Source organism: Cupriavidus sp. 2TAF22 (assembly GCF_052115045.1).
Lineage (GTDB): Bacteria > Pseudomonadota > Gammaproteobacteria > Burkholderiales > Burkholderiaceae > Cupriavidus.
Genome location: NZ_JBFRFX010000011.1, coordinates 164,559 through 185,700, shown reverse-complemented (window position 1 = coordinate 185,700; position 21,142 = coordinate 164,559). Strand labels below are relative to the sequence as shown.

Below are 21,142 nucleotides of genomic sequence, written 5' to 3'. Positions count from 1 at the left end.
GGCCGGCCAGCCGATCGTGGGCGAGTACTCGGCAATCATAGCGCCGGCTGCCAAGGGCTCGCCCCAGCGGGCGCGCGACGCGGCGACGGCTAGCCATGCCCCTCGCCCGCGTCTGATGAGATGTATCACGGCATATTTTGCTTGATTCAGGAACGCCGGGGATGGGCGAGGAAAAATCGCAGCATTTCCACGCTGGCATCCGGCCCTTTTGCGTCAGTGTACGACCCGCCGCTGCCGCCACCGGCCCAGGCATGCCCCGCGCCGTGAATCAGCCAGTATTCCGCATCCACGCCACCAGGCGGCAAGATCCGGTAGCGCGTGTAGGCATGGCCTGCACGGACGGTCTCGCGCTCAGTGTGCTTGTGATCGTGGCCTTGTTCGTACGGCTCGATCAGTCGCGCCCCGTTCGACGCATGCACGGTGTGATCCGCATCGCCGTGGAACACGATCAGTGGACGCACCGGCCGCGCCGGCGGCGCAATGCCGCGCCTGGAAGCGCCCGATCCCTTGCCACCCTTCATGGCCGCCAGCGCCGAAGGCAGGTCATGCGCGCACCCTGTCGGCAGCCCCGAGTGGACGCCAGCTGCGGCAAAAAGGTCCGGATAGCGCTGGATCAGCACCGCCGCCATCGCGCCACCGGCGGACAGCCCCGCAACATAGACTCGATCCGGATCGATGCTGTGGCTGGCCATGACCTCGCGAGTGATGCCCGCGATGATCGACGGCTCGCCCCGGTCGGCTTGCTGGTCGCCAGGGCGAAACCAGTTCCAGCATTTCGACGTGTTGGCATCGGCGGCCTGGATCGGGTACACGACCGCAAAGCCGAGTTTGTCCGCCAGCGCGTTCATGCGCGTGCCGGCGGCAAAGTCATCGGCATCCTGCGTGCAGCCGTGCAGCATGACCACCAAGGGCATCGGCTCCTGCAAATGCCCGGCGGGGATATAGACCTTGTAGGACCGTTGCCCGGCCTGGTTGGCAAAGGTGTGCCGTCTGAAGTGGCCGGGCATTGCAGTCGGTGGCGCGCGGCGCGGCGCGGCGGGTTCCACGGATGGCGCTGTATCGGCCCGGCCCTGTGACGTGTTGTCCGTCAACAAGGATTGCACCACTTGCGCCGGCATCGGTGCTCGCGCTTCGCCTGTGTTGCCGGTTGGCGACTGCCCGCGAAGTGCGCGCTGGATGACGGCAGTGGCCTCCATCGGGCCCGCCGTCTGCAGCAGGTGCATTGCCTCATGCATCGAGGCAAGAAAGGCGTCGTTCATTTTCATGTTGGGGTCTCTGCAGGCCTGGCGAACCAGGCGCGGCGAAATTGCCGCCTACTACCGTATGCGTCCAGCCAATGCCGCCTTGACGGCGGCTGGCGCGTGAAAGGCGCCTAGCACCACGATCGACTCGATCGTCGCCAACGCCAGTTCGGGACTGACATCCGATGCAATGCTCGCCAAACCGAGCACGTGAATGGCCAGTTTCTCGTTGGCCTTCAACGCCGCCTCGAGGTCTTGCTTCGAGAAATGCTGAAGGCCCAGAACCAGCGCCCGCCGTGTTGCCGTTTCCTGAATCGCTTGTGCATGCACGGCGAGCTGGTTGCGAATGGCGGTGCGGATCAGGTCGGTTCGGTTGGAATAGAAGCCTTCCTCCACCAATAGATCGATCTGGCCCAGATCAACCGGACCGAGGTTGATGGTGATTTTCTCTGTCTCGCCCCCCTTTGGTCTGAGCGTCGCGATCTGTGCTGTAGGCTTTTCCATCGTCACTTTTTCTCCTGGTTTGTCATGCGGGGAGGGTTCGGCGGGTTTTCCACGTCACATTTACCATCCTGAAACCATCCCCGTACCATCCATATGGATGGTTATAGTCGTGACGACGGGCTACGTCAAGCGGCGTGACGATCAAGGTTTTCTGGGGGAGCGAGCGATTTATGCGAGCAGCCTATGAGCACGCCCTTCGGTCAAACAACCGAGCCGCCAGGCTGATGCGGCACCCTGTCACGGCATCACTTGCAGCATGGGGCGGACCCGGAGTGCCCGCGTCAACTCATGCAGCTGGCCGTGGATTACTGAGGCATGCAGAACGTCGATTCTGCGATCCGCCTATGCGGTTATCCAGAGTGACCATGCGAGGCGTCGTTGAGCGAAACGCGCCGGGGATGCCTCGGAATGAGAGGTCGAAGAGGGGGGGGACGGTCGCTACGCTGGGGGCCGTAAGAGCCGTTGGTTCGACACCCCAAAGCGCGCAACAGTCTCAATATGCCCCAGGTGTTGCTATGAGGGCCCCAAGCAGTTCTACGTTGATTCGATAGCCGGGAGTAGTCCAATCGTTGGGCGCGGCCTGCCTCCTCTAGGGTGAGCCATGGTGAGCCATGCCTTGGGTGGGAGCGTCAAGCACAGGGGGCATCCGCATGACCCGCTCGCGCCACCTCCAACTAGCCGACGACGACCGTCAATTGCAAGGAGCCGCCATCGAACGGGCGCAGCCGTTAGGCCCCTGGCGTCCTGTATCCTTTCTCCTGCAATGCACTTACAGGAGGCGACAGAAAGCCGTGACGCTACAGCAACTCGAAACGTTCTACTGGATTGTTCAGCTCGACGGTTTTGCGGCGGCAGCCGAGCGACTTTGCGCTACGCAGTCCACCGTCTCCATGCGATTGCGCGAGCTTGAGCGTAGCCTCGGGGTTGAGCTTTTTGACAGGACGCAACGCAAGGCAAGGCTGACGCCGCATGGACGCGAGGTGCTCGACTATGCCGCACGCATCCTGAACCTTTCAGCGGAACTCTCGCATCGCGTTGCGGCGCCGAGCGCAGTGAGTGGCACCGTCCGCATGGGGGTTGCTGAAGTCGTATCCACTACGTGGCTCCCCGCACTGATCAAGGCCATAGCCAGGCAGTATCCGCAAGTGAGGCTGGAAATCGACGAGGCACTCACCAGCGACCTGATGGATGCCCTCACGCAGGGCGAGCTGGATCTGGTGCTGGCTCCCGGGCACACACGCATGCAGGACGTCTCCACAATCCCACTCGGCAAAGTCGAATTCGCCTGGATGGCGAGCCCGGGCCTGAAAATGGCACACAAGACTTATGCGCCGTCGGAGCTTGCGCAATACCCGCTGATCGGTTTGAAGCCCCAGTCTTTCCATAGCGCCGCCATTAACGCCTGGTTTCAGCGTGATCACGCCCATTGCCGCTATCTGGCGCGCTGCAAGAGCATGGGCGTCGCGGCTTCGCTCGCGATGGCCGAAATGGGAATTACCTATTTGCCGATTCCCAATTACCGCCGGCAACTCGACGGTGGGCAACTCGAGATTATCGGAGTCCGAGATCCTTTTGAGCCCGTCGAGTTTGTCGCCGCTGTTTCGCCTGAACACACTTATTCCCTCCCGAGCACGATTGCCGAACTCGCCGGACATATCAGCGATTTTCAGAAGTAAGGGTTTCCACCGTCGGCCGTGTAGAAATCCCTGGGCAAGGCACAAATACGCTTGATAAAGCGCGTTACAACCGACTTTTCCGAATCATTCACCGTTTCTCACCATAAAAACGTGAAGTCCCTCTCTCTCCAGACACATCAAATTTATTGATGTTATAGTGCCTGAAAATATCGCTTGAATTAAACAGTCGAAAATCTATGCTTGAGCAAACCACGACGACCTGACCGCCGCGATTTGCTCAAGCGACGCGGTCGGGGCACCCTCCAGGAGACCGCGATGGACCTCATCGTCGAAAGCAGACGCGATACCGTCACCGCAAATGACCGGGTCGCCGGAAAAATCCCCGTTTCGATCCGCTCTGTCAGCGAGCTCGCCGAAGATATCCGGGCGTTCGAGCTGGCAGACCTATTCGGCATGCCACTACCGGCATTCTCTGCAGGCGCCCATATTGACGTCCATTTGCCGGGCGGGTTGATTCGCCAGTATTCGATTTGCAGCAGCGCGCATGACACCAGCCGCTACGTCATCGCCGTCCTCAGGGAACCAGCGGGGCGAGGCGGTTCCGCCGCGATCCACCAGCTTGCCGCCGGCGACCGCATCACCATTTCCAGGCCGCGTAATCATTTTCCGCTGGCCGATGACGCTTCGCACCATGTATTCGTAGCGGGTGGCATCGGCATTACCCCTATCAAGTCCATGATGTCGGCGGCACTGGCACGGCGCGACACCTTCACGCTGTACTACAGCACCCGGTCCCCACGGCGGACGGCCTTCCTCGACGATCTCTCGCCGCTCGTGCACGCCGGCATCGCCCACATCCACCATGATGGCGGCGATCCCGCCAAAGGCCTCGACCTGAGCGCCGTCCTGCGGGAGCAGCCAGACGGCGCGCACCTCTATTACTGCGGCCCGTCACGCTTCATGGACGCAGTGGAAGCCAATTCTGCGCATTGGCACGCAGGCACCCGGCATTGCGAACGCTTCTCGGCGCCGGCGTCAAAGCCGGCCAGCGTACCTGCTGAGGCAGAGCAACCCTTCGACGTCACGCTTTCACGCTGCGGAAAGACCTTCACCGTGCCGCCCGGCAAGACCATCGTCCAGGTATTGCGGGAAAACGCGGTGGAAGTCGACGTGTCCTGCGAGGAAGGCTACTGCGGGACCTGCATGACGCGCTATCTCGACGGCGATCCCGTTCATCGCGATAGCGTCCTCGACGAGGAGGATCAGCAGGAGTTCGTGATGATCTGCTGCAGCCGCGCTAAGAGCCAGACCCTGACCCTCGACCTCTGAGCCGGCGTGCGCCGCGCTCGTTCGTCATTCCCCCCAAAAAACGTGGAGACAACTGAAATGAGCAAGTTCGAGTACGTGAAGAATTGTTGGTATCCCATCGGTTTCGCGCGGGAATTTCCCGTCCATGAGCTCAAGGGCTTCAAGATCGCCGGCAAGCCAGTCGTCATGTGGCGCACGGACGATGGAGAGGTGGTCGCCTTCGACGATCGCTGCTGTCACAAGCGCTTCCCTCTCTCCCAGAGCAAGCTGCTTGACGATGGCCGGCTCGAATGCGCGTATCACGGCCTCTGCTATGACGCGAGCGGGCAATGCGTGGAGATTCCGTCCCAGCCGGGCAAGATCCCGCCCCAGGCGCGCCTGCATGGGGTGCCGGTGTGCGAGCGGGACGGTGTCGTCTGGGTCTGGCCAGGCGAACAGAAGGCTGCTGCCAACATTGAGCCCCCCCGCACACCGGAGGTCACTGATCCCGGCAAGGTGGGGGTCGGCTCGCCCCAGCCGCTAGAAGTGCCGGCCAACTACCTGCTGCTGATCGAAAACCTGCTCGACATCACGCACTTCTATCCCTTGCACGACGGCAACATCGGCGACAAGGAGAATAGCCTCATTCCCGTGCAACTGCAGGAAGGCATCGACGCGGGCTATGAGTACGTCAAGACGCTCCGCCACGTGCACGGCTACAAGCAGCCACCCTACCTGCGTGAGTGGTTCCACTACGAGGAAGTCGAGCGCCTGCATACGCACTGTATGGTCAGCCCGGGCCTGACGCGTGTCGAGATGCATGTAGCACCTGAGGGCCAACTCGGCACCGAGATGGAACGCGGATACACGCTGCTGCACCTGCACTACCCGGTCGACGAGGAAAACCTCGTCTGGCGCTGGAACGTGTCGTGCACGAAGGGCCATACCACGCTGAGCGACCCAGATATCCCAACTGCGCACAAGGTTGCCGAGATGTTCCCCGCCGTGGTCGCGCAGGACCAGTGGGCACTGGAACGGCAGCAGGCGATGTTCGCCTATCCGGAGGACGATTATTCCGAGCTGTTCCTTAAGACCGACAAGGCCCTGCGCCGCGCGCGCCAGATCCTGATGACCATGCAGCGGGAGGAGCGACTGGAGGAGAAGTCCGTCATCCCGATTCATCCGCTGCCCACCACTGCGGCCGTCGCATAGCGCGCAAGAAATAGCCTACAGAGGCCTCAGACGGGCCCGCAACATTCTGGTGTGGAGACAAATCATGGAAGCACAGGAACTCGCTCTTTCCGGACCGCTGTCACAGAAGACGTGGATGCAGCGCTCGATCAGCTCATGCGTATATCTGTTCGAGCGGCTGATGCCCGACCCGTTTGTCATTGTTATTCTCCTGACAGTGATGACGGCCGCCTGTGCCTCCGCCTTTGCCCCAGGTGGCACCGTCACGAACATTTTGGCCGGCTGGTACAAGGGAATCTTCGGCATCTTCACCTTCGCCTTCCAGATGGTGCTGGTGCTGGTGACAGGCTACGCGCTGGCCAGCGCACCCATGATCAAGCGTGGCCTGCAACGCCTCACAATGCTCGCCACCGGTCCCCTCTCGGCCGTTGCACTGGTCTCGATCGTCGGTGCTTTCGCAACCTTCCTAAATTGGGGCTTCGGGTTGGTGGTCGGCGCCATGCTAGCCAAGGAGGTGGCCAAGCGCGTACGGGTCGACTTTGCCTGGCTCGTCGCTGCTGGCTATACGGCCTGGGTCCTGTGGGCGTTCACCGGCATGTCGAGCTCGATTGCCCTTTCCATTGCCACGCCAGGGAATCCGCTCAATATCGTCGAGCAGCATACGCACGCCGTGGTGCCGCTCTCGCATACGGTCTTCTCCATCTGGAATCTCGCGGCTGGCCTGATTGCGACATTGCTGTTGCCGCTGGTCTTCATGATGATGCGTCCGTCCGACAGCGACATCATCGCCGCCGACCCCAAGGCCATTGAAGCCAGCGAAGCCGCGGCGACTGAGCCGAAGCGCCGCAACGGCTTGGCCGGCCTGCTCGAGCGGTCACGCCTGTGCGCACTGGTCTTCGTCGTGGCGGGCGCTGCCTACCTTGTGCAGCAATGGAGCGCGACCGGTATCCGGCTGGACATCAACACAGTGATCTTCATCTTCCTGCTAGGCGGTCTGTGCCTGCACGGCGGCGCCGGGGCCTATGTTCATGCCGTGACGGAAGCCGCCAAGGTGACCGGCCCCATGCTGCTGCAGTACCCCTTCTACGGCGGCATCATGGGCATCATGCATGCGACCGGGCTGGCGGAAGTCGCGTCGGCATCCTTCATCCGCTTCGCGTCCGGCGACACCCTGCCGTTCTGGAGCTACCTGGGCTCCATTGTCATTACCATCTTCATTCCCAGCGGCGGCGGCCACTGGGCCGTCCAAGGCCCCTTCACTATCCCGGCCGCCCAACAGCTCGGTTCCACCCTGGCCGGCACCTCGATGGCAGTGGCCGCTGGCGAACTGGCGGGCAGCCTGCTTCAACCTTTCTGGGCCATCCCGGTGGTCGCAATCGCTGGCGTCGGAGTGCAGCGGGTGCTCGGCTTCACGCTGGTCAGCTTCATCACCGCCGGGACCTTCTTCGGTCTGCTCTACCTGCTGGTCGTGCCCCACACCGGCGCCTGACGGCAATGTCCGGCGGGCGCATCCCGTCTGCCAGCCCGCTTCCCGACCTTTCACTTCTCCTCCAGACAATGAAAACTCCTGCAAAACCGGCCCTGCCCCTCGAGGGCACCCGCGTCATCGAAATCTGCAACGTGGCTGCGGGTCCCTACTGCGGCATGCTGCTTGCCGACATGGGCGCTGACGTCATCAAGATCGAGCATCCCGAGACGGGCGACACGCTGCGGAGCTGGCCGCCGATCTCGGGGGGCTATAGCGAGAACTTCGCATCGCTGAACCGGAACAAGCGCTCTGTCACCCTGAACCTGAAGGATCCCGACGATGCCGCCCGCGCCCGCGACCTGATCGCTTCGGCCGACCTGCTGATCGAGAACAACCGGCCGGGCGTCATGGATCGCCTTGGTCTCGGCTATGACGCCCTGCGCGGCGGGAGTCCCGGCCTGGTCTACTGCTCGATTTCCGCTTACGGCCAGTCAGGCCCGCGCGCTAGCGAAGGCGGCTTCGACCTGACGCTCCAGGCGATGAGCGGCATCATGAGCGTGACCGGTGAACCCGGCGGCGCGCCGGTGAAATGCGGCGTTCCGATTGCCGACTTCTCCGCCGGACTCTATGCGGCATTCTCTGCAGTATGCGCCTTGCGGCAGGCACAGGCCATTGGCGAGGGCACGCACGTCGATATCTCCATGCTGGGCGCCACCCTTGGCATCGCTGCACTGCAGACCTCCGAGTACTTTGGCAGCCGCAAGGATCCGGTCAAGTTGGGCAGCGCCCATCCACGCAACGCGCCCTACCAGGTGTTCGCCTGCCGCGACGGCTACTTCGGTATGGCGGCCGGCAACAATACCCTGTGGCGGGCAGTGTGCGCCGTCATGGCGCACGAGGAATGGCTGTCCTACGATCGCTTCGCCAATCCGACGCTGCGCGCGCGGCACCAGCGCGAACTGCGCGAGATGCTCGAAGCGGAGTTCGTCCGGGAAGACGCTGCCACCTGGCTGAGCCGGTTCCGGCAAGCGGGCGTGCCCTGCGCACCAATCAATACATATTCCGATGTGCTCGCCGACGCGCAGGTGGAACATATGCAATGGGTGCAGCCCCTCACGCTGCCCAATGGCATCGAAACCAGCACTTTCGCCTCGCCGATCCGCCTGTCCGGGGTCAATCTGCCGATCCGCCGTGGTCCGCCCGCGCTGGGCGAGCACAATGCCGAAGTGCTGGGCTCGGCGGTCCCCTCCAGTGAGGAGATAGCGCAATGAGCGATCTGCTCATCGTCGAACGCGAGGCCGGACATGTCTCGCTCACCTTGAACCGTCCAGACAAGCTCAATGCGCTTTGCCCGGGACTGGTGGAAGCCCTGATCGCCGCGGTCCGGCAGGCACACGACGACGATGCCACGATGATCCGCTTCCAAGGCGCAGGACGGAATTTTTGCGCGGGGTTCGACCTGGGAGACCTCGACCAGCAGACCGATGCCGACTTGCTGCTGCGCCTGGTCAGGATCGAAACGCTGCTGCAGATGGTCGCGTACTCGCCCTGCCTGACCACGGCATATGCGCACGGGCGCAACTTCGGCGCTGGTGTGGACCTGTTTGCCGCATGCAAGCGCCGCTATGCGACGGTCGACTCGCACTTCCGGATGCCCGGTCTGCTGTTCGACCTGGTGCTCGGCTCGCGTCGCTTCGCGGCACTGGTCGGCGCCGAGCCGGCCCGCGAAATCCTGCAGACGGCGCGTGACATTCCTGCCGAAGAGGCAGCACGGATTGGCTTGGTCTCTCGCCTGGCGGGGCAGGCCGACTGGCCGGCCCGGCTGGTCGAGGATGGTGGTGCCTCTCGCGTGCTTTCCTCCCGCGCCCGTACCGCGCTGTACGCCGCGGTGCTGCCTTCAACCGCGGACGCGGACATGGCGGCACTGGTCAGCTCGGCCGCCGAGCCGGGCCTGCGACAGCGCATTGAACACTATCTTGGCCGATAAGGCGATTCAAACTCAGCGAGAAAAGGGAGGAGATGCAATGAAGACCAAAGCCGCAGTCGCATGGGAAGCCGGTGCGCCGCTGGCGATCGAGGAAGTTGACCTCGACGGGCCGCGCGCCGGCGAGGTACTGATCGAAGTGAAGGCGACCGGCATCTGCCATACGGACTATTACACGCTGTCCGGCGCCGACCCTGAAGGCATCTTCCCGGCGATCCTCGGCCACGAGGGCGCTGGCATTGTGGTGGATGTCGGACCCAACGTCACGAGCCTGAAAGCGGGCGACCACGTGATTCCGCTATATACGCCTGAATGCCGCCAGTGCAAGTTCTGCCTGTCACGCAAGACCAACCTGTGCCAGGCGATAAGGCAGACGCAGGGCCGCGGCCTGATGCCGGACGGCACCTCTCGCTTTTCCATCGGCGGCAAGCCTCTATTTCACTACATGGGGACCTCGACCTTCGCCAATCACATCGTTGTGCCGGAAATCGCGGTCGCCAGGGTGCGGCAGGATGCGCCGTTCGACAAGATTTGCTACATCGGCTGCGGCGTGACGACCGGCGTCGGCGCGGTCATCTTTACCGCCAGGGTCGAGGCGGGTGCCAATGTTGTCGTGTTCGGACTCGGGGGAATCGGCCTGAACGTGATCCAGGCCGCGCGCATGGTGGGCGCCGACAAGATTATCGGAGTCGACCTCAATCCCGCTCGTGCAGGCATGGCAAGGCGCTTCGGCATGACGCACTTCGTCAATCCGCGCGATACCGACAACGTCGTCGACCACATCGTGCAACTGACCGACGGCGGCGCCGACTATAGCTTCGAGTGCATCGGCAACACGCGTGTCATGCGCCAGGCGCTGGAGTGCTGTCACAAGGGCTGGGGCAAATCCATCATCATCGGCGTCGCCGAAGCCGGCGCGGAGATCTCGACGCGGCCATTCCAGCTCGTGACTGGGCGTGAATGGAAAGGTTCGGCCTTTGGGGGGGCTCGCGGCCGCACCGACGTACCGAAGATTGTCGACTGGTACATGGAAGGAAAACTCAACATTGACGAGTTGATCACCCATAGCTTCCCGCTGGAGCGCATCAACGAGGGCTTCGACCTCATGAAGCATGGCGAGTCGATCCGGTCCGTGGTGCTGTACTAGGACGCGGCCATGGAACTGATATCTGAACACTGCACCCTGGCGCTGATGCCTTCATGGATGCGAGGGGCTTCGTGAGGGCTTTACGCTCCTGGCCCCGATTCGGTCGCCGCTGGCACACAGCACGGACCCAAATTTCTTCCTACCTCCAACTATCAAGGAGATACACCGTGGCAATCTTCACACATATCGTGGTCGGCACCAATGACCTGGAGCGCTCGCGCGCATTCTACGACGCCGTCCTGAGCCGACTCGGCATCCAGCGTGTCCTAGACTTCGAAACAGCATCGCTATGGGGCACCTTCGGGCCAGAGTTCATGGTCACCAAGCCCGGCAATGGCTTGCCGTCGACCTATGCCAATGGCGGCACAGTAAGCTTTGCTGCACCTAGCCGGGATGCCGTACATGCATTCCACGAGGCCGCACTCAGCCTCGGCGCCAATGATGAAGGCGCGCCGGGCCCGCGCAGCTTTACGCCTACTGCCTATGCGGCATATGTCAGGGACCCCGATGGCAATAAGATCTGTACCTATTGCTTCGAGCCGACTTAAGCGATCAAGATGCCATCGGCCCACCGATGGCATCTGCTCACGCGGTGTGCAGTGTGTTGCATCGACCGATTAAATATGCAGTCGAGGCCGGCCGGCCGCGCTTTGATCATGGCTGTCGCTTGCCAAGCCAAGAGCCATCGCAGGTGGGAAGGCCGGACTTCACAACCTCCCCAAAACCACCCCCAACTCAACCGCCCCAATAGGATGCGAAACGGCAGCAAACGGCGGCTTAGGCCACTCCCACTTGTCCGCCGGAAACAAAGCCCGCATCCCATTGATGTCACAGTGATAAGGCGGCCCTTCGACAACGCCCTCCGCGGCACTCTCGCGCCGCATCTGCATGAACAGCGCGAACAGCTGCCCGCCAGGCCGCAGCCACGCATGAAGCTGCTCGGCGTAGCGAACCCAGTGATCCGGATGCAGCGCGCACAGGCAAGTCTGCTCGTACACCGCATCCACGGGCGCGGGCGGCTGCCACTCCAGTACATCGGCCTGTTCCAGCGTCGCCTTGAGCCCGGTCTGCGCGAGCAGCTCGCCGGTGCGCGCCAGCGCCGCCGGCGCGTAGTCGATGCCGCGCACGCGCACGCCCTGCTCCGCCAGCGCGGCTACTTCCCAGCCGCTGCCGCAGCCGGGCACGATCACGTCCTCGCCGGGACGGATGGCGCCGCTGGCCAGCCATGCCTTGAGCTGCGGGCTGGCCGCGCCGCGGTCCCACGGTGTTTGGCCGGCCTCGAAGCGCGCCTGCCAGAAATCAATCGTCGGTCCTGCCATGTTGTGTCTCCATTCGCTTTGTTATAGCGGCTTGGCTTGGAAAGCCGGCGTGCGAGGATCAGCTGCGCCAGGCCGGCTACCTGCCAGATTCCCTCTCAGCCGCCGCGTGCGCGCCGTGCCTCGTAGGCCTTCAGGCTTGTCAGTGCCATTTCCAGCGTCGGCGCAGGCGTCTGGCCGCGGCGTGCCAGCAGGTCGCCCACGATCTGGTCAGACTCGATGGCCGCGCCGCGTTCGATGTCGCGCAGCATCGAGGCCATCAGCGGCGAGCCTGCGGTAAATAGCGTGGTCTTCGCCTGTTCCAGTGCCGGGGCGCGGGCGGGGTAGCCGTTGGTGGCGGCGATGGCCGCGCATTCGTCGAACAGGGCCGTGATGGTCTCGCGTCCGCGCGGGGCGGCGAGGATGTCGCCAATGGCTGCCCGCATCAGGCAGGTGGACGATGCCAGCGTGGCCAGGAACAGCCACTTTTCCCACATGTCTTGCAGCATGGCTTCGCTGCGCTGTACATCGAAACCGGCGCCGTCGAGCGCCGCGGCCAGGGCCAGCGCGCGGTCGCTGCTGCCGGCGGGGCGCTCGCCGAAGGACAATACATGGAAGGCGGACAGGTGGAGGATCGTGCCTTGTTCGTCCAGCGTGCTGGAGATCATGCAGCGCCCGCCCATCACGCGCCCGGCGCCGAAGCGAGCATCGAGCTTGTCGAGATGCTGCATGCCGTTGAGCATGGGGATGACGACGGTGCCGGGGCCCATGGCGGGCGCGAAGCCGTCCATGGCGCTGTCCAGGTCGTAGGCTTTGCAGCTCAGCAGCACCACGTCATACGGTTGCGTGATCTGTTCGGCCTGCACCAGTGGCGGGTTGGGGAAATGCAGGTCGCCGTGCGGGCTCTTGACCCGCAGGCCATGCTCGGCCAGTTGGGCGGCGCGCCGGGGGCGCACCAGGAATGTCACGTCGCGCCCGGCCTGCAACAGCCGCGCGCCGAAATAGCCGCCAATGGCGCCCGCCCCGACTACCAGAATACGCATCTTCGACTCCCGGGTCCGGCCCGGCGGGAGGCCGGGCGATGCGCCATTGTAGTGTGGGGCCGGCGATGCTGCCGGCGGGCATGCGGTCGCGCAACCCGGAGGGCGGGATTCCTTGTGGCAGGTAGACAGCCGCCCCCTGCCGGCGGCGGCCGGGTAGCTGCGGCGCCACAAGCTATGGCATCATCGCGCCAAACCACTGCACGAGGCGAACGATGAATCCATCGAGCAATCTACCGAGCATTCCACCGAGCGATACGCACAGCAAAGTCATCGGCTACCTGCTGTGGATCTTCGGCTTTACCGGCTCCCATCGCTTCTACTACGGCAAGCCCATCACCGGCACGATCTGGTTCTGCACGCTGGGCCTGCTCGGCATCGGCTGGCTGATCGACGTGTTCCTGATCCCGGGCATGGACCGCGAGGCGGACTACCGCTTCGCCGCCGGCAGGACCGACTACAACGTGGCGTGGATCCTGCTGACCTTCCTCGGCTTCTTCGGCGTGCATCGCATGTATATCGGCAAATGGATCACCGGCCTGATCTACCTGCTCACCGGCGGCCTGTTCCTGATCGGCGTGCTGTATGACTTCTGGACGCTGAACGAGCAGGTTTCGCTGAGGAACAGGACGCCCTGATACGCGCTCAGGGCGGCGACGGTGTGTTTCGCTTCGGCGCGCCTTCGTCGCCTTGGTCGCCCTCGATGCGCAGCCGTGGCAGGAACTGCGGGAATTCGCGCTGCATGAAGTCGATCAGCCCTTCGCGCACGACGCAGCGCAGGTCCCACGCCAGCCCGGAGGAAGCCGCGGTACACAGCACGCGTAGTTGCATCGTCCGCTCCGTGGCATCGGTCACTACCAGATTGAAGAAGCGCTGGTCCCACTCCGGCGCCGCGCGCACGATGCGTTCCAGCTCCTCGCGTAGCGGCGCCAGCGGCATGCCGTAGTCGACGTGGAAGAACACCGACCCCATGATCTCGGCATTGTTGCGGGTCCAGTTCTGGAAGGGCTTCTCGATGAAATACTGCAGCGGGATGATGAGACGGCGGTCGTCCCATATCCGGAGCACGACGTACGTGCCGGTAATCTCCTCCACGCGGCCCCACTCGCCTTCGACGATGAGCACGTCGTCGAGCCGGATAGGCTGCGTCAGGGCGAGCTGCAGACCGGCGATCAGGTTGCTGAACACGGGCTTGGCGGCAAAGCCGGCGATCAGGCCCAGCACGCCTGCCGAGGCCAACAGGCTGGCGCCCACCTGCCGCGCCCCGGGAAAGGTCATGAGCACCATCGCCGCACCCATCACCACCACCAGCGTCATCGCGGTGCGCGAGAGCACGCGTGTCTGCGTGTGAATGCGGCGCGCATTCATGTTGTCCTGCACGTCCACCGGGTGTGTGTCCAGGATACCCTGCGCAATGCCGGCAATGATGCGCGCCACGAGCCAGGTGGCCGCGGCGATCATCAACAGGCCATTGAAATGGCGCACGCTGCCGATCCAGGGCAGATCATCCGACGCGGCCTGCCAGACCGCCTGCAAGGCCAGCAAGGGCAAGACCACTGTCGACGGCGCGCGCGCCTTCTTCACGATCGCATGCAGCACCGGGGCCGGCCGGGTAATGCGCAAGAGCAGCAGCCCGCCGAGGCGATGCGCCAGCAGCGCGACGGCGACGGCGATCAGGGCCGCCGCCCATGTGCCGAACCAGGGGTGGGCGAGGAGGATTGCCATGTTCATCGGTCGGTCGTCCTATGTCATCGCGGCTTGCGCGATTATGCAAGGAACGACACGCAGACGGGACGGAAGTTTCACCGCCCGCGGGCGAGGCGCCGCGGCCACATGGAGCCGCGCGCTGGGATTTCCGGCAAGCCCTTGCCATGTCATCATCCTGTTCGGCGAATTCATGGGCTGATAGCGTCTGGAAGAGTCAGGAAGTTTCAGGAAGTTTCAGGAGGAGAACATGAAAAAATCGGGTTCGACCGAGGGGCTGCCGGCATCCGGGCTGATCGACAACAGAATCGCCGAGCTCGCGGACTGGCGCGGGGCGACGCTGAGCAGGATGCGCAAGCTCATCAAAGAGGCTGATCCGGACGTCGTGGAGGAGTGGAAGTGGATGGGCACTCCCGTATGGTCGCACGACGGGATCATCTGCACCGGCGAGTCTTACAAGGCAAAGGTGAAGCTGACTTTCGCCAAGGGCGCTGCGCTGGAGGACCCGGCCAGGCTCTTCAACTCAAGCCTCGACGGGAACGTCAGGCGCGCGATTGACATCCTCGAGGCAGACGAGATCGACGCGGACGCGTTCAGGGCGCTTGTCCGTGCCGCGGTCGCGCTCAATACGTCCGCTCGAAAGGCAGGCCCAAGGCGCGCGAAGTAGGCTACGGGATCGGCGTCCGCCCTGGAGCAGGACTCGCAGCCTGAGCCGCACGCGGCGGCCCTCCGGCCACATCCACCCATTGACGCCTTCTCCAAGAACCGATAAACACCATCGGTCACCGTCTGCCTGGCCCGAGCCCCCGCGCATGCCCCGCCCTTCGCTAATCCCGCCCATCAGCACCCTCTACAGCCGCATCAAGATGCAGCATCTGCGCCTGCTGCTGGCGATCGAGGAGCGCGGTTCGCTGCGGCAGGCGGCGGAGGCGGTGATGCTGACCCAGCCGGCGGTCAGCAAGATGCTGCAGGACATGGAATCGATGCTGGGCGTGTCGTTGTTCGAGCGCCATGCGCGCGGTTTGCGGCCGACGCGGTTTGGCCTGGCGGCGACGCAGTTCGCGCGGCTGGTGTTCGCGGATATGGCAGGCCTGCGTGATGAGCTGGCGGCGCTGGAATCGGGAAAGGTGGGCCGGGTGCGCGTGGGTGCGGTGATGGCGCCGACGCCGGTGCTGCTGGCCAACGTGATCCGCAGCCTGAACCGCGAGCATCCCAGGCTGGAGGTGGTGGTGCAGGTGGAAACCAGCGATCTGCTGGTGCCGCTGCTGGAGCGCGACCAGCTCGACATCGTGCTGGGCCGGGTGCCGGAGGGCTGGGACAGTAGCGGCCTGGAGTTCGAGCAACTGGGCGAGGAGAGCCTGGCGATCGTCGTCGGGCCCTTGCATCCGCTGCTCGGGCGCCGCAAGCCGGGTTTCGAGGAGCTGGCGACGTTTCCGTGGATCATGCAGCCGCGCCCGAGCCCCATGCGGGCGCTGATCGACCGTTCGTTCGAGGACGCGGGCGTGGCGCCGCCGCCCTCGACCATCGAGACGGCGGCGGTGCTAATGACGACTTCCCTGCTCGCGGACAGCGAGCTGATTGCCGTGCTGCCGGCCTCGGTGGCGGCGTTCTACGCGGGGCTGGGCGCGCTGGCCGTGCTGCCGTTGCCGCTGCCGCGCAAGCTGGGGCCCTACGGCATCGTGACGCGGCGGGGCCGGCCGCCTACCGCGTCGATGAGCCTGCTGATCGACGCGCTGCGCGCCAGGCCGGCCTAGCGCGGGCTTCGCAAGGCCCGGCTCGCGGGCCTTGCGGGCTGCGCTTAGGCGGGCCGGGGCGCCGGCCGGCCGTCCACCAGCCGGCTCAGTTGCAGCGGATTGTCCTCGCGCAAGGCGGCGGGCAGCAGCCCCGCGGGCATGTCCTGGTAGCACACCGGGCGCAGGAAGCGCGCGATGGCCAGGCTGCCCACCGAGGTGGAGCGGCCGCCATCGGAGGTGGCCGGATACGGACCGCCGTGCACCATGGCATGCCCGACTTCCACCCCGGTGCCGAAACCGTTGACGAGGATGCGCCCCACCCTGCGTTCCAGCGCGGGCAGGATGGCGCGGGCCGCATCGTGGTCGGCGTCGTCGATATGCAGCGCGGCGGTCAGCTGGCCTTCGATGACTTCCACGACATGGCGCATGGCGTCCAGGTCGGGGCAGCGCACGATTAGCCCGGCCGCGCCGAAGATCTCCGCGCGCAAGGCCTCATCGGCAAGGAACGCCTCGGCGGTGGTGGAGAACAGCGCCGCCGAGCCCTGCTGTGCGTCGCCGGCGCGGCCGCGCGCCTGCGCGCTGACCTGCGGGTGCGCGGCCAGCTTGTCCACGCCGGTGCAGTAGGCGCGCTGGATGCCTGGTGTCAGCATGGTCGCCGGCGCGGTCTGCTCGATGCTCTGCGCCGCCGCAGCGATGAAGCGCCCCAGGTCCGGGCCGTCGACAGCCAGCACCAGGCCGGGATTGGTGCAGAACTGGCCGGCGCCCAGCGTGAGCGATGCCGCGAACGCGGTACCGATGGCCTCGGCGCGGTTGGCCAGCGCGTGCGGGAACAGCAGCACCGGGTTGATGCTGCTCATTTCCGCATAGACGGGAATGACCTCCGGGCGTGCGGCCGCCAGCGCCATCAGCGCCGTGCCGCCCGCGCGCGAGCCGGTGAAGCCGACCGCCTTGATGCGGTGATCGCTGACCAGGCCCTGCCCGACCTGCAGGCCGCTATCGAACAGCAGCGAGAAGGTGCCTTCGGGCAGCCCCAGGTCGCGCACGGCTTTCTGGATGGCGCGGCCGACCAGCTCCGAGGTGCCGGGATGCGCGGGGTGGGCCTTGGCGATCACCGGGCAACCGGCCGCCAGTGCCGAGGCGGTGTCGCCACCCGCCACGGAAAACGCCAGCGGGAAATTGCTGGCGCCAAACACCGCCACCGGCCCCAGCGCGACCTGGCGCATGCGCAGGTCCGCGCGCGGCAGTGGCTTGCGTTCGGGCAGGGCCGGGTCCACGCGCACGCCGAGGAAGTCTCCTTGCCGCACCAGGTCCGCGAACAGCCGCAGCTGGCCCACGGTGCGCCCGCGTTCGCCTTCGATGCGCGCGCGCGGCAGGCCGCTTTCGCTCGCGCAGCGGTCGACCAGCGCATCGCCCAGCTCAAGGATGTTGGCAGCGATCGCTTCGAGAAAGGCCGCGCGCTTGTCGAGACTGGTTTCGCGGTAGGCGTCGAAGGCCTGCTCGGCCAGCGCGCAGGCCTGGGCCAGCTGGGCAGCGCTGGCGCCGCCGAAGGCCGGCGCCAGCTTGGCGCCGGAGGCCGCGTCGATCGCAACGATTTCGCCGTCGGTGCCGCGCACCGACTGGCTGCCGATCAATAGTTCGCCTTGGATTTGCATGTCTATTCCTGTTGACTGAGGTCTGGCCCCGCCGGGGCCAGTGGTTCCGTTCCGGTCCGGCCTGGTGCGCCGCTGGCGCTCAACGGCCCCAGCGCAGCACCATCGGATCCAGCCGGCGCGCAATCTGCAGCAGGCCCGCGCGGGTCGCCGGGTGCATCGGCTGGAGCGGATGGCGCACCGCGTCCGAGGCGATCACCCCGCCCTCTTTCATCAGCACCTTGCTGGTTGCCAGCCAGCCCTGGCGGTTCTCGTAATTGATGAGTGGCAGCCATTGCTGGTAGTGGCGCGCGGCGCCCTCGGTGTCGCCGGCCTGGTAGGCATCGACGATCAGGCGGATGCCATCGGGGAAGCCCGCGCCCGTCATCGCGCCGGTGGCGCCGGCGTCGAGATCGGCCATCAGCGTGATGGCTTCCTCGCCGTCCCACGGGCCGACGATGGCAGCGCCGCCCAGTTCGATCAGCTCGCGCAGCTTGGCCGCGGCCTGCGGCACTTCGATCTTGAAATACGACACATTGGCGAGTTCCCTGGCCATGCGCGCGAGGAAGGGCGCGGACAGCGTGGTGCCGCTGACCGGAGCGTCCTGGATCATGATCGGGATCTCGATGGCGTCGGACACCGTGGCGAAGAACTCGTAGATGGCGCGTTCGGGCATGCGGATGGTGGCGCCGTGATACGGCGGCATCACCATCACCATGGCGGCGCCCGCATCCTGCGCGGCACGGCTGCGTTCGGCGCAGATGCGCGAGCTGAAGTGCGTGGTGGTGACGATCACCGGCACGCGGCCCTCCACGTGGTCGAGCACCGCCGTCATCAGCGTGTTGCGCTCGTCGTCGGTCAGCACGAACTGCTCCGAGAAGTTGGCCAGGATGCAGATGCCGTTGGAGCCGGCATCGATCATGAAATCGATGCAACGGCGCTGGCCGTCCAGGTCAAGGCCGCCCTGCTCGTCGAAGATGGTCGGCGCTACCGGGAATACGCCGCGGTAGATGGCGGGCTTGATCATGTCTGTCTCCTTGTTGTGCGGGGGTCGCCGGCGGGGGGAATGCCGGCCGGTCGCTGCACGCAATATAAGAGCGTCCGGCACACCATGTATATTGAAACCTTTCCATCTGGTGATCGCTTTTACGACTCACCCCGCCGGCCAGACCGAACCCGACCCGGGCCCAGGCGGGGCGTCTTCCTTGAGGAGGCCCCGTTTGCGCCCGCCTGCGCACACCCATGAGAGCCACCCTCGACGTACTGATGTCGCGCCTGCGCATGAAACAGCTGCAACTGCTGATCGCGCTGGACGACCATAAATCGCTGCACCAGGCCGCATCGGCCATGGCCATGACGCAGTCGGCCGCCAGCAAGGCCCTGCAGGAGCTGGAAAACATGCTGGATGCACCGCTTTTCGAGCGGACCCACACCGGCATGCAGCCCAACCCGTTCGGCTATTGCGTGATCCGCTATGCGCGGCTGCTTGCCACCGACCTGACCGCGCTCTGCCAGGACATGGCGGAAATCCGTTCCGGCACGGCGGGGCGGCTTGCCGTCGGGGTCATCATGGGCGCGGTGACCGGCGTCCTGGTGCCGGCGCTGGCGACCTTGCAGGCAGACCAGCCCAACCTGTCGATCGAAATCGTGGAGGACACCAGCCTGCGCATGCTGAGCCTGCTGGACGATGGCCGGCTGGACCTGGTCATCGGCCGCGCGCTGGTGAGCGACCAGCCCGCCCGGTATCACTACGAGCCGCTGGACGACGAGCCGATGTCGGTGGTGGTCGGCCATGCCCATGCGGCCCCGCGCGCCAGCGAACTCGCCTTTGCGGATCTGGCCGCCTACCGCTGGATTGTCTATCCGTCCCAGATGCCGATGCATGCCCTGCTCCTGCGCGAGCTGGACCTTGCCGGCATTGGCATGCCGCCCAATGCCATCACCACCGCCTCCACGCTGGTCACCGTGGCCTTGCTCCAGGGCAGCGCCAGGCTGGTGTCGCTGCTCCCGACCAGCGTGGCGCAGCCATATGCGCGCCAGAAGATGCTGCGGATCCTGCCGGTGAAGATGCAGTCCCGGCACGAAACCTTCGGCATCGTCACGCGGCGCGGCGGCACGCTCTCGGCGGCTGCCAGGCGGTTGATCGTGGCGCTGCGCGCCGGCAAGCCCGGGGCGGCCGGGCCGGGCCAAGGTGAGCCGACGTATTCCTCCAGGTAATCGCCCATTAATAAAACATCAGTAGTGGCGAATCACTGACGGCCCTATAGTGGCCTCACCGGCACCGAGACCGGCAGACAACAGGACGGAGACAAGCATGAACAAATGGATCGCCGGCACCTTTGCCGGCCTGGCGACGCTTGCCGCCGCGACAGCGGCCGGCGCCTATGCACAGGACTCCCGGCCCGTGCGGCTGATGGTCGGCGCGGCGCCGGGCGGCGGCACCGACGTCATGGCCCGCATCGTCTCCGAAAAACTGGCCGCCATCATCAGGCAGCCCGTGGTGGTCGACAACCGGCCCGGCGCCTCCAACACCATCGCCGCGGACATCACCGCCAAGGCCGCGCCCGACGGCAACACGCTGCTGATGGGCGTGGTGACCTCGCAGGCTATCGCGCCGCACCTGCTCAAGCTGCAGTTCAATCCGCTCAAGGATCTGGTGCCGGTGGCCATGGTGTCGTCCGTGCCCAATGTGCTGGTGGTCAACAACCAGGTGCCGGCGCGCGACGTCAGGTCGCTGGTGGCGGCGATCCAGGCCAGCCCGGACAAGTACCGCTACAGCTCCTCCGGCGTCGGCAGTACCCAGCACCTCGCCGGCGCCGCCTTCGCGCGGCAGATCAACGGCAAGTTGCTGCACGTGCCGTACAAGAGCAGCAGCAGCGCGCTGGTGGACCTGATGGGCGGCCAGGTCGACATGAGTTTCGAGACCATGCCCTCCGTCATCAACCACATCAAGGCCGGCAAGCTGCGCGCCCTGGCGGTGACGGCCGAGCAGCGCTCGGCGCTGTTGCCGGGCGTGCCCACGCTGGCCGAAGCCGGTGTGCCGAACATCCAGATGAATGCCTGGTACGGCATCTATGCGCCGGCCGGCACCCCGCCCGCCACCTTGCAGAAGCTGGGCGCGGCACTGGCCACCATACTCAAGGATCCCGACACCGTCCGGCGCCTCAACGATGTCGGGGCCCAGCCCGGCACGCTGGATGCGGCGCAGTTCGATGCATTCTCGCGTGCCGAGTACGCGCGCTACGGCAAGCTGATTTCCGAACTCGGTGTCAAGCTCGACTAA

General features: G+C 65.1%; 21 protein-coding genes. 14 read left to right on the top strand and 7 right to left on the bottom strand.

Annotated elements, in window-relative coordinates:
• Positions 1-146 precede the first annotated feature (146 nt).
• Together AB4Z48_RS15540 and AB4Z48_RS15535 are read right to left on the bottom strand one after the other, a co-directional pair.
• Positions 147-1,265: an extracellular catalytic domain type 1 short-chain-length polyhydroxyalkanoate depolymerase gene (locus AB4Z48_RS15540; protein ID WP_441615381.1), complete on the bottom strand. Its 1,119-nt coding sequence runs from the start codon at positions 1,263-1,265 to the stop codon at positions 147-149.
• Between the two features lie 51 nt (positions 1,266-1,316).
• Positions 1,317-1,745 (bottom strand): CopG family transcriptional regulator, encoded by a 429-nt coding sequence (locus tag AB4Z48_RS15535; protein ID WP_441615440.1) that lies wholly within the window; start codon positions 1,743-1,745, stop codon positions 1,317-1,319.
• Positions 1,746-2,536: 791 nt separating this feature from the next.
• Between AB4Z48_RS15535 and AB4Z48_RS15530 the strand changes: the two genes are divergently transcribed.
• The 8 genes from AB4Z48_RS15530 to AB4Z48_RS15495 all read left to right on the top strand — a co-directional run bounded on the left by AB4Z48_RS15530 (position 2,537) and on the right by AB4Z48_RS15495 (position 11,007).
• Entirely contained in the window at positions 2,537-3,421 is an 885-nt protein-coding gene (locus AB4Z48_RS15530) for a LysR family transcriptional regulator (protein WP_441615379.1), read from the top strand.
• A gap of 276 nt (positions 3,422-3,697) precedes the next feature.
• A complete protein-coding gene (locus tag AB4Z48_RS15525) occupies positions 3,698-4,711 on the top strand; it encodes a PDR/VanB family oxidoreductase (RefSeq protein WP_441615378.1) in 1,014 nt (337 codons plus the stop codon).
• A 57-nt stretch (positions 4,712-4,768) separates the two neighbouring features.
• Positions 4,769-5,881 (top strand): Rieske 2Fe-2S domain-containing protein, encoded by a 1,113-nt coding sequence (locus AB4Z48_RS15520; protein WP_441615376.1) that lies wholly within the window; start codon positions 4,769-4,771, stop codon positions 5,879-5,881.
• A 64-nt stretch (positions 5,882-5,945) separates the two neighbouring features.
• Positions 5,946-7,349: a TIGR00366 family protein gene (locus AB4Z48_RS15515; RefSeq protein ID WP_441615374.1), complete on the top strand. Its 1,404-nt coding sequence runs from the start codon at positions 5,946-5,948 to the stop codon at positions 7,347-7,349.
• 68 nt (positions 7,350-7,417) lie between these two features.
• Positions 7,418-8,599, top strand: a complete 1,182-nt coding sequence (locus AB4Z48_RS15510) for a CaiB/BaiF CoA transferase family protein (RefSeq protein ID WP_441615438.1) — start codon at positions 7,418-7,420, stop codon at positions 8,597-8,599.
• Positions 8,596-9,315, top strand: a complete 720-nt coding sequence (locus AB4Z48_RS15505) for an enoyl-CoA hydratase/isomerase family protein (protein ID WP_441615372.1) — start codon at positions 8,596-8,598, stop codon at positions 9,313-9,315. Before AB4Z48_RS15510 ends, AB4Z48_RS15505 begins: the two co-directional genes overlap by 4 nt.
• A gap of 37 nt (positions 9,316-9,352) precedes the next feature.
• Complete coding sequence (locus AB4Z48_RS15500) at positions 9,353-10,459, top strand: S-(hydroxymethyl)glutathione dehydrogenase/class III alcohol dehydrogenase (RefSeq protein ID WP_441615370.1); 1,107 nt, start codon at positions 9,353-9,355, stop codon at positions 10,457-10,459.
• Positions 10,460-10,626: 167 nt separating this feature from the next.
• A complete protein-coding gene (locus AB4Z48_RS15495; protein ID WP_441615368.1) occupies positions 10,627-11,007 on the top strand; it encodes a VOC family protein in 381 nt (126 codons plus the stop codon).
• A gap of 159 nt (positions 11,008-11,166) precedes the next feature.
• Here AB4Z48_RS15495 and AB4Z48_RS15490 read toward each other — a convergent pair whose 3' ends face one another.
• Positions 11,167-11,778 carry a methyltransferase domain-containing protein gene (locus AB4Z48_RS15490; protein WP_441615366.1) on the bottom strand — a complete coding sequence of 204 codons (612 nt, stop codon included), beginning with the start codon at positions 11,776-11,778 and terminating at the stop codon, positions 11,167-11,169.
• A 95-nt stretch (positions 11,779-11,873) separates the two neighbouring features.
• On the bottom strand, positions 11,874-12,797 hold the full coding sequence (gene panE, locus AB4Z48_RS15485) for a 2-dehydropantoate 2-reductase (protein ID WP_441615364.1): 924 nt from the start codon (positions 12,795-12,797) through the stop codon (positions 11,874-11,876).
• Between the two features lie 212 nt (positions 12,798-13,009).
• On the opposite strand from panE, the gene AB4Z48_RS15480 reads away from it, so the two are divergent.
• Positions 13,010-13,432 (top strand): NINE protein, encoded by a 423-nt coding sequence (locus tag AB4Z48_RS15480; RefSeq protein WP_441615362.1) that lies wholly within the window; start codon positions 13,010-13,012, stop codon positions 13,430-13,432.
• Between the two features lie 7 nt (positions 13,433-13,439).
• Here the strand turns inward: AB4Z48_RS15480 and AB4Z48_RS15475 are convergent, their stop codons facing one another.
• Complete coding sequence (locus AB4Z48_RS15475) at positions 13,440-14,525, bottom strand: mechanosensitive ion channel family protein (RefSeq protein ID WP_441615360.1); 1,086 nt, start codon at positions 14,523-14,525, stop codon at positions 13,440-13,442.
• Between AB4Z48_RS15475 and AB4Z48_RS15470 the strand changes: the two genes are divergently transcribed.
• The 3 genes from AB4Z48_RS15470 to AB4Z48_RS15460 all read left to right on the top strand — a co-directional run bounded on the left by AB4Z48_RS15470 (position 14,518) and on the right by AB4Z48_RS15460 (position 16,252).
• The gene (locus AB4Z48_RS15470; RefSeq protein WP_441615442.1) at positions 14,518-14,700 is read left to right on the top strand and encodes a hypothetical protein; all 183 of its coding nucleotides are present in this window, start codon (positions 14,518-14,520) and stop codon (positions 14,698-14,700) included. The genes AB4Z48_RS15475 and AB4Z48_RS15470 overlap by 8 nt on opposite strands.
• 48 nt (positions 14,701-14,748) lie before the next feature.
• Entirely contained in the window at positions 14,749-15,165 is a 417-nt protein-coding gene (locus tag AB4Z48_RS15465; RefSeq protein WP_441615358.1) for a DUF1801 domain-containing protein, read from the top strand.
• A gap of 145 nt (positions 15,166-15,310) precedes the next feature.
• Positions 15,311-16,252, top strand: coding sequence for a LysR family transcriptional regulator (locus AB4Z48_RS15460; RefSeq protein WP_441615357.1), 942 nt, complete (start codon positions 15,311-15,313; stop codon positions 16,250-16,252).
• 44 nt (positions 16,253-16,296) lie between these two features.
• On the opposite strand, the gene AB4Z48_RS15455 is transcribed toward AB4Z48_RS15460, so the two are convergent.
• Together AB4Z48_RS15455 and AB4Z48_RS15450 are read right to left on the bottom strand one after the other, a co-directional pair.
• Positions 16,297-17,883 (bottom strand): aldehyde dehydrogenase (NADP(+)), encoded by a 1,587-nt coding sequence (locus AB4Z48_RS15455; RefSeq protein ID WP_441615356.1) that lies wholly within the window; start codon positions 17,881-17,883, stop codon positions 16,297-16,299.
• 79 nt (positions 17,884-17,962) lie between these two features.
• On the bottom strand, positions 17,963-18,886 hold the full coding sequence (locus tag AB4Z48_RS15450) for a dihydrodipicolinate synthase family protein (protein ID WP_441615354.1): 924 nt from the start codon (positions 18,884-18,886) through the stop codon (positions 17,963-17,965).
• 215 nt (positions 18,887-19,101) lie between these two features.
• On the opposite strand from AB4Z48_RS15450, the gene AB4Z48_RS15445 reads away from it, so the two are divergent.
• Together AB4Z48_RS15445 and AB4Z48_RS15440 are read left to right on the top strand one after the other, a co-directional pair.
• A complete protein-coding gene (locus AB4Z48_RS15445) occupies positions 19,102-20,076 on the top strand; it encodes a LysR family transcriptional regulator (RefSeq protein ID WP_441615352.1) in 975 nt (324 codons plus the stop codon).
• A gap of 97 nt (positions 20,077-20,173) precedes the next feature.
• The gene (locus tag AB4Z48_RS15440; protein WP_441615350.1) at positions 20,174-21,142 is read left to right on the top strand and encodes a Bug family tripartite tricarboxylate transporter substrate binding protein; all 969 of its coding nucleotides are present in this window, start codon (positions 20,174-20,176) and stop codon (positions 21,140-21,142) included.

Coding starts and splice junctions, on each gene's coding strand:
- AB4Z48_RS15525 (WP_441615378.1), top strand. CDS start 3,698: ATGGACCTCATCGTCGAAAGCAGACGCGATACCGTCACCGCAAATGAC.
- AB4Z48_RS15450 (WP_441615354.1), bottom strand. CDS start 18,886: ATGATCAAGCCCGCCATCTACCGCGGCGTATTCCCGGTAGCGCCGACC.
- AB4Z48_RS15455 (WP_441615356.1), bottom strand. CDS start 17,883: ATGCAAATCCAAGGCGAACTATTGATCGGCAGCCAGTCGGTGCGCGGC.
- AB4Z48_RS15540 (WP_441615381.1), bottom strand. CDS start 1,265: ATGAAAATGAACGACGCCTTTCTTGCCTCGATGCATGAGGCAATGCAC.
- panE (WP_441615364.1), bottom strand. CDS start 12,797: ATGCGTATTCTGGTAGTCGGGGCGGGCGCCATTGGCGGCTATTTCGGC.
- AB4Z48_RS15480 (WP_441615362.1), top strand. CDS start 13,010: ATGAATCCATCGAGCAATCTACCGAGCATTCCACCGAGCGATACGCAC.
- AB4Z48_RS15460 (WP_441615357.1), top strand. CDS start 15,311: ATGCCCCGCCCTTCGCTAATCCCGCCCATCAGCACCCTCTACAGCCGC.
- AB4Z48_RS15445 (WP_441615352.1), top strand. CDS start 19,102: ATGAGAGCCACCCTCGACGTACTGATGTCGCGCCTGCGCATGAAACAG.
- AB4Z48_RS15505 (WP_441615372.1), top strand. CDS start 8,596: ATGAGCGATCTGCTCATCGTCGAACGCGAGGCCGGACATGTCTCGCTC.
- AB4Z48_RS15465 (WP_441615358.1), top strand. CDS start 14,749: ATGAAAAAATCGGGTTCGACCGAGGGGCTGCCGGCATCCGGGCTGATC.
- AB4Z48_RS15490 (WP_441615366.1), bottom strand. CDS start 11,778: ATGGCAGGACCGACGATTGATTTCTGGCAGGCGCGCTTCGAGGCCGGC.
- AB4Z48_RS15440 (WP_441615350.1), top strand. CDS start 20,174: ATGAACAAATGGATCGCCGGCACCTTTGCCGGCCTGGCGACGCTTGCC.
- AB4Z48_RS15520 (WP_441615376.1), top strand. CDS start 4,769: ATGAGCAAGTTCGAGTACGTGAAGAATTGTTGGTATCCCATCGGTTTC.
- AB4Z48_RS15515 (WP_441615374.1), top strand. CDS start 5,946: ATGGAAGCACAGGAACTCGCTCTTTCCGGACCGCTGTCACAGAAGACG.
- AB4Z48_RS15470 (WP_441615442.1), top strand. CDS start 14,518: ATGTTCATCGGTCGGTCGTCCTATGTCATCGCGGCTTGCGCGATTATG.
- AB4Z48_RS15535 (WP_441615440.1), bottom strand. CDS start 1,745: ATGGAAAAGCCTACAGCACAGATCGCGACGCTCAGACCAAAGGGGGGC.
- AB4Z48_RS15500 (WP_441615370.1), top strand. CDS start 9,353: ATGAAGACCAAAGCCGCAGTCGCATGGGAAGCCGGTGCGCCGCTGGCG.
- AB4Z48_RS15475 (WP_441615360.1), bottom strand. CDS start 14,525: ATGAACATGGCAATCCTCCTCGCCCACCCCTGGTTCGGCACATGGGCG.
- AB4Z48_RS15510 (WP_441615438.1), top strand. CDS start 7,418: ATGAAAACTCCTGCAAAACCGGCCCTGCCCCTCGAGGGCACCCGCGTC.